General features: G+C 70.5%; 6 protein-coding genes. 5 read left to right on the top strand and 1 reads right to left on the bottom strand.

What is annotated here, in order from left to right:
* Positions 1-171 precede the first annotated feature (171 nt).
* From GUY60_RS33835 to GUY60_RS33825, 3 genes are all read left to right on the top strand, one after another.
* The gene (locus tag GUY60_RS33835) at positions 172-525 is read left to right on the top strand and encodes a hypothetical protein (RefSeq protein WP_246235988.1); all 354 of its coding nucleotides are present in this window, start codon (positions 172-174) and stop codon (positions 523-525) included.
* A gap of 115 nt (positions 526-640) precedes the next feature.
* Positions 641-1,312, top strand: a complete 672-nt coding sequence (locus GUY60_RS33830; protein ID WP_161704893.1) for a hypothetical protein — start codon at positions 641-643, stop codon at positions 1,310-1,312.
* 286 nt (positions 1,313-1,598) lie between these two features.
* The gene (locus GUY60_RS33825; RefSeq protein ID WP_161704891.1) at positions 1,599-2,174 is read left to right on the top strand and encodes a hypothetical protein; all 576 of its coding nucleotides are present in this window, start codon (positions 1,599-1,601) and stop codon (positions 2,172-2,174) included.
* A gap of 44 nt (positions 2,175-2,218) precedes the next feature.
* Here the strand turns inward: GUY60_RS33825 and GUY60_RS33820 are convergent, their stop codons facing one another.
* Positions 2,219-2,833 (bottom strand): dihydrofolate reductase family protein, encoded by a 615-nt coding sequence (locus GUY60_RS33820; RefSeq protein ID WP_161704889.1) that lies wholly within the window; start codon positions 2,831-2,833, stop codon positions 2,219-2,221.
* A gap of 420 nt (positions 2,834-3,253) precedes the next feature.
* Here GUY60_RS33820 and recA point away from each other — a divergent pair, with 420 nt between their 5' ends.
* Together recA and recX are read left to right on the top strand one after the other, a co-directional pair.
* Complete coding sequence (gene recA, locus GUY60_RS33815; protein WP_161704887.1) at positions 3,254-4,408, top strand: recombinase RecA; 1,155 nt, start codon at positions 3,254-3,256, stop codon at positions 4,406-4,408.
* 3 nt (positions 4,409-4,411) lie between these two features.
* Complete coding sequence (gene recX, locus GUY60_RS33810; RefSeq protein WP_312866525.1) at positions 4,412-5,293, top strand: recombination regulator RecX; 882 nt, start codon at positions 4,412-4,414, stop codon at positions 5,291-5,293.
* Positions 5,294-5,318: the final 25 nt, after the last annotated feature.

Raw genomic sequence — 5,318 nt, 5'->3', positions numbered from 1 at the left:
CGCCGGAGGGGCTGCACGCGCGCGTGGAGCGGGGTCGGTCGCATGCGCGATGAGCGGTGGCGGGCACGCGCGTAGGTGGCTGTTTTGGGAAAGCCGGGCGGCCGAGCCGGCACGCGCCCCGTACCAAGTCCCTTTCGGGCACGGGATGATGAGCGGATGGACCCCATGGGCATGAGTGAGCGTGAGTACTGGGCCGACGTGGCGAAGCGGCCCGGAATGTTCGTCGGACAGACCTCGCTCGCCCGCCTGGAGGCGTACGTGGACGGATACGACGCTCACGCGCAGCGTCATGGCGGTCCAGGGCTCGGCGGCTGGCGCGAGTGGCTGGTGACCCGGCGAGGGCGCTCCTGCAACCACACGTGGCAGGGGCAGGTCCGCCACCTCGCGCTGCCCGAAGGGTGGGACTCCTGGGAGCTGCCCGCTGACCAGGAGCAGCAGGTCATCAGGGTCCTCTTCGAACTGCTCGACCAGTTCCTCGCGGAACGAGAACTCGCGGAACGAGAAGGGGCCACGCACGCGCGGTAGTGCCCACCCGCGCGCGGTACAGGCGGGACAGCGCTACAACGGCAGCCACAACAGCGCCTGTTGATAACCTGCGATCTTCGCCGGTCGCCCGGACGGAGTCCCCCGGCAGGTAGCCATGTCCCGCTCCCGGCAGCAGCTCATGTCAGCGCTTGACACTATGGAGCGCGTTTTCGCCGCGGAGGAGCCGTTCCCGGTCACCGGGTGCACGTACTGCTACAGCGAGGAAAGCCTCGCTGAACTCTCCGGGCCGCTGCACCTGATCTCCGACGACCTGGTGTCCTCCGTCGCCTCGGAGGTGCCGAGTCACTGGGACGACTTCCAGCGCCTGTACCGCCGTCTCGCCCCGCGCATCGTCCGGCCCCTCGTGACCGGACAGCTCCACGTCGACGAGGAACTCATCGCCACCCGCCTGGTGCACGCCGAGTGGACCTCCTGGGACGCGCCGCCGGCCGACGCCCTGCGCGACGTCTGGGCCGCCTGGTGGCGGGCCACTCTGGACGCCCACCCCAGCCCTGTCTTCATCCGGCCCACACTCGCCTTCCTCACCGTCGCGACCGGTGAACTGCGGCCCTGGCTCGACATGTGGACCGCGACCCGCACCCCGGCCGCCGACGCGCACTTGGAGGACCTGGTCGACGACGTGCTGTTCGAGTTCGAGATCACCGACCTGAAGTGGGGGTTCTACGGCGAGTACCACGCCACCGCCGAACTGCTCGACTGGCTCCTCACCGACGTACGCGACCGGATCGACGACGTACGCCTCGACGAGCCGTTCCTCCTGGAGTGACGCCGTAGTGTCTGCCCGTCCGTTGCCCGTCCGAGGCGCGGCAGATCAGGGGGCAGTGATGATGTGGACGAGATGTCGCAGAGTTGTCGGGGCGGGTGTGGCCGGGGCTGTGGCGGTCGGGGTTCTCACCACTGTCACCGGGTGCTCGCCGCGGGGCTGGGTGGACGACCGGGCACAGAAGGGCGCTGATTCGGCTTCGGCGTCCGACGGGGCTTCGCGGGCCGCGTCCGCGTCCGCGTCGCCCGCTCCCTCCGGTGGTGGCCAACGCCCCTTGACGACACGGCAGTTGAAGCCACTCCTGCTGCGGGAGGCCGATGTGCGGCCGTGGGCCTCCGGCGTGACCGTTCAGGCGCCCGCACCCCGTTACGATCCGCCGGTCCGGGTGGCGGGTGCGGACTGCCGGCGAGTGTTCGACGCGCTCGTCGCGCAGGGCGCGTCCACCTCCGTGATCCAGGACTTCTGGTGGAAGGGCGACCGTTGGACCGGCAGAACCTGGATGGCCTCGTACGCGGACACCGCGGCGGAAACGCGGTTCGACGAGCTGCGGGAAGGGCTCAAGACCTGCGAGGCGCTGGTGGGGCAGACCCCGGAGGGGAAGCTCAACTCCCGGATCACCATGGCGAAAACACCCGTACTGGGCGACGGAACGAACCGCTCCGGTGAGGCCGTCGACGTCGTCGCCTTCGACCTCAGCATGGACGGAGCGGACCGCACCGTGGTGACCGACCGGCACATCTTTGTGCGGATCGGCGCCGTCACCGTGGACGTGGCCGACCGCGGCAACGCGCGGCGCCCGTCGGAGTTTCCCATCGACGAGGTGGCCGACAAGCAGCTCGACCGGCTGGCCCGGCGCACTCCCTGAGCGCGTGGCCCCCGGCTCGGGCGGCAGAGCGGCATTCGGAACACTCAGAGCACGTCGTACGTCAGGTGCGTCGCCGTCGATGTCGGGATCACGGTCCGCTGCACCAGCGTGCGCGGCGTTCCGCCTGTGAACAGCGGCGTCCCTGAGCCCAGTACGACGGGCGCGAGGTGCAGCGTCAGTACGTCGACCAAGCCGGCGTCGAGCGCCGAGCCGATCGTCGCGCCGCCGCCCATGAGGACGACATCGAGGTTGCTGCCGCTGTGCGACGAGGCCACCTCGGCCCGCTCGCGCGCGACGGTGACGGCGTCGGGCAGGCCGGTGGTGATGAACGTCCAGTCGAGGCCGGTGAGCCGCACCGACTCCGGCGGGGAGCTCGTCAGGACGACGAACGCGGGCTTGGCGGCCTCGGCGGCGCCGTATCCGACCGTGTCGTCCCAGCCGTTCGGCCCGTCGACCACGTCGAAGAGCGTGCGGCCGAGGACGACGGCGCCCGAGCGGGCGGTCGCCTCGCGCAGCACCCGGCGGTCGTCGGGGTCGTCGGAGAACGCCCAGGTGTGCAACGCCTCGCCGCCGGTGCCCAGACCGTTGTCCGGGCCGGGATCGGGCCCGGTGACGAAGCCGTCGAGTGAGACCGAGATGTCAGCGATGATCCGCGTCATACAGGGCAGACCGGCTGGGCGGGGCGGACTCATCGGTCCACGTCGGTCCACGTACGGGAGCGCTCGCAGCTCTCGGCCTCGCAGGTCGGCCAGGTCGGCCCGAACCCGGCCAGTCCGGCCCGAACCAGGCTGGGTCAACACGAATACGCCCAGGTCGGGCCGGGGTCGGCGGCCGGGCGGCGCCGGTTCGGCCCTCGGCGTCGGAGGATCCGCACCGGCCGGGAACGGCGTTCGCGGGCAGCGTGGTGCGCTTGACACGTAAATCGAACATCCATTCTTATGGGATCTCCGGCTCCACTCCAGCCCCGGAATCTCGGGGGTTCCGGGGAGTTATCCACAGGCCGGGGCGGACGTCGAGGCGCATTGTCAGTGGCAGGGGATAGCGTCTTGGACGTGAAGCGATCGACTCAAGCAAATCGGGTGGAACCCATGGCAGGTACGGACCGCGAGAAGGCGCTGGACGCCGCACTCGCACAGATTGAACGGCAATTCGGCAAGGGCGCCGTGATGCGCATGGGCGAGCGGCCGAACGAGCCCATCGAGGTCATCCCCACCGGGTCGACCGCGCTCGACGTCGCGCTCGGCGTCGGCGGCATCCCGCGCGGCCGTGTGGTGGAGGTGTACGGACCGGAGTCCTCCGGTAAGACGACCCTCACGCTGCACGCGGTGGCCAACGCGCAGAAGGCCGGCGGCCAGGTCGCGTTCGTGGACGCGGAGCACGCCCTCGACCCGGAGTACGCGAAGAAGCTCGGCGTCGACATCGACAACCTCATCCTGTCCCAGCCGGACAACGGTGAGCAGGCTCTCGAGATCGTCGACATGCTGGTCCGCTCCGGCGCGCTCGACCTCATCGTCATCGACTCCGTCGCAGCCCTCGTGCCGCGCGCGGAGATCGAGGGCGAGATGGGTGACTCGCACGTGGGTCTCCAGGCCCGTCTGATGAGCCAGGCGCTCCGGAAGATCACCAGCGCGCTCAACCAGTCCAAGACCACCGCGATCTTCATCAACCAGCTCCGCGAGAAGATCGGCGTGATGTTCGGCTCCCCCGAGACCACGACCGGTGGCCGGGCGCTGAAGTTCTACGCCTCGGTGCGCATGGACATCCGCCGCATCGAGACCCTCAAGGACGGCACGGACGCGGTGGGCAACCGCACCCGCGTCAAGGTCGTCAAGAACAAGGTGGCGCCGCCCTTCAAGCAGGCCGAGTTCGACATCCTCTACGGCCAGGGCATCAGCCGCGAGGGCGGTCTGATCGACATGGGCGTGGAACACGGCTTCGTCCGCAAGGCCGGCGCTTGGTACACCTACGAGGGCGACCAGCTCGGCCAGGGCAAGGAGAACGCCCGTAACTTCCTGAAGGACAACCCCGACCTCGCCAACGAGATCGAGAAGAAGATCAAGGAGAAGCTGGGCGTCGGTGTGAAGCCCGCTCCGGAGGGCGAGCCCGGCGCGGACGCGGCGACGGCTGACGACGCCGCGGCCAAGGACGCGAAGGACCCGAAGGACGCGGCCAAGTCGGTGCCCGCACCGGCCACGAAGGCCAAGGCGACCAAGGCCACCGCGGCCAAGAGCTGACCCGTGGTACGGCGAACGGACTGGCCGGAGGAACCCTTCGACGGCCAGGGTCCGGGCGGTCCGCCCTTCGGCGGTTCCGCCTATGACGACGGTGGTGACGGCGAACTCTTCGACGGCGACGCGCACATGAGTCGCTCCGAGGAGTTCGGCACCGGCGATGACTCCGACCGCCCCGGTGGCCGGGAGGGCCGAGGCGGCCCGAGCGGCCGGGGCGGTCGGAGTGGCCGTGCCGGTGCCCGAGGCCGCCGGGCCTTCGGCGACCGCTCGGCCCGTGGCGGCCGCCGTGGCTCCACCGGGGATCAGGAGCAGGACGGCGGGGGTGACGGGGACACCTCCGACGGGTCGAGAGCCGAGCAGGGCGCATCGCGGACGCGCGAGCGCGACCTGCCGCCGGAGGAGCGGGCACGGGCCATCTGCCTACGCCTTCTCACCGGTACTCCGCGCACGCGGAAGCAGCTCGCGGACGCGCTGCGCAAGCGGGAGATCCCCGACGATGTGGCGGACGAGGTGCTCTCCCGGTTCGAGGAGGTCGGCCTCATCGACGACACGGCCTTCGCCGGGGCGTGGGTGGAGTCCCGGCACCACAGCCGGGGCCTGGCCCGACGCGCCCTCGCGCGCGAACTGCGTACCAAGGGCGTCGACCCCACGACGATCGACGAGGCCGTGGGCCAACTCGACTCGGAGCAGGAGGAAGTCACGGCCCGCGAGCTGGTCGACCGCAAGCTGCGCTCGACCAGAGGCCTGGACCGCGACAAACGCCTCCGCCGGCTCGCGGGCATGCTCGCCCGCAAGGGGTACCCGGAGGGCATGGCCCTGCGGGTGGTGCGCCGGGCACTGGAGGAAGAGGGGGAAGAGACGGACGACTTGGAGTACGGGGGGTACTGAGTCGGAGGGGCATGGGGGGCATGCG

This window comes from Streptomyces boluensis (assembly GCF_009908195.1).
Taxonomy (GTDB): domain Bacteria; phylum Actinomycetota; class Actinomycetes; order Streptomycetales; family Streptomycetaceae; genus Streptomyces; species Streptomyces boluensis.
Note: the sequence above shows the minus strand (reverse complement) of the source record. Positions and strands in the feature narration are given on the sequence as shown.

Coding starts and splice junctions, on each gene's coding strand:
- GUY60_RS33835 (WP_246235988.1), top strand. CDS start 172: ATGAGTGAGCGTGAGTACTGGGCCGACGTGGCGAAGCGGCCCGGAATG.
- GUY60_RS33830 (WP_161704893.1), top strand. CDS start 641: ATGTCCCGCTCCCGGCAGCAGCTCATGTCAGCGCTTGACACTATGGAG.
- GUY60_RS33820 (WP_161704889.1), bottom strand. CDS start 2,833: ATGACGCGGATCATCGCTGACATCTCGGTCTCACTCGACGGCTTCGTC.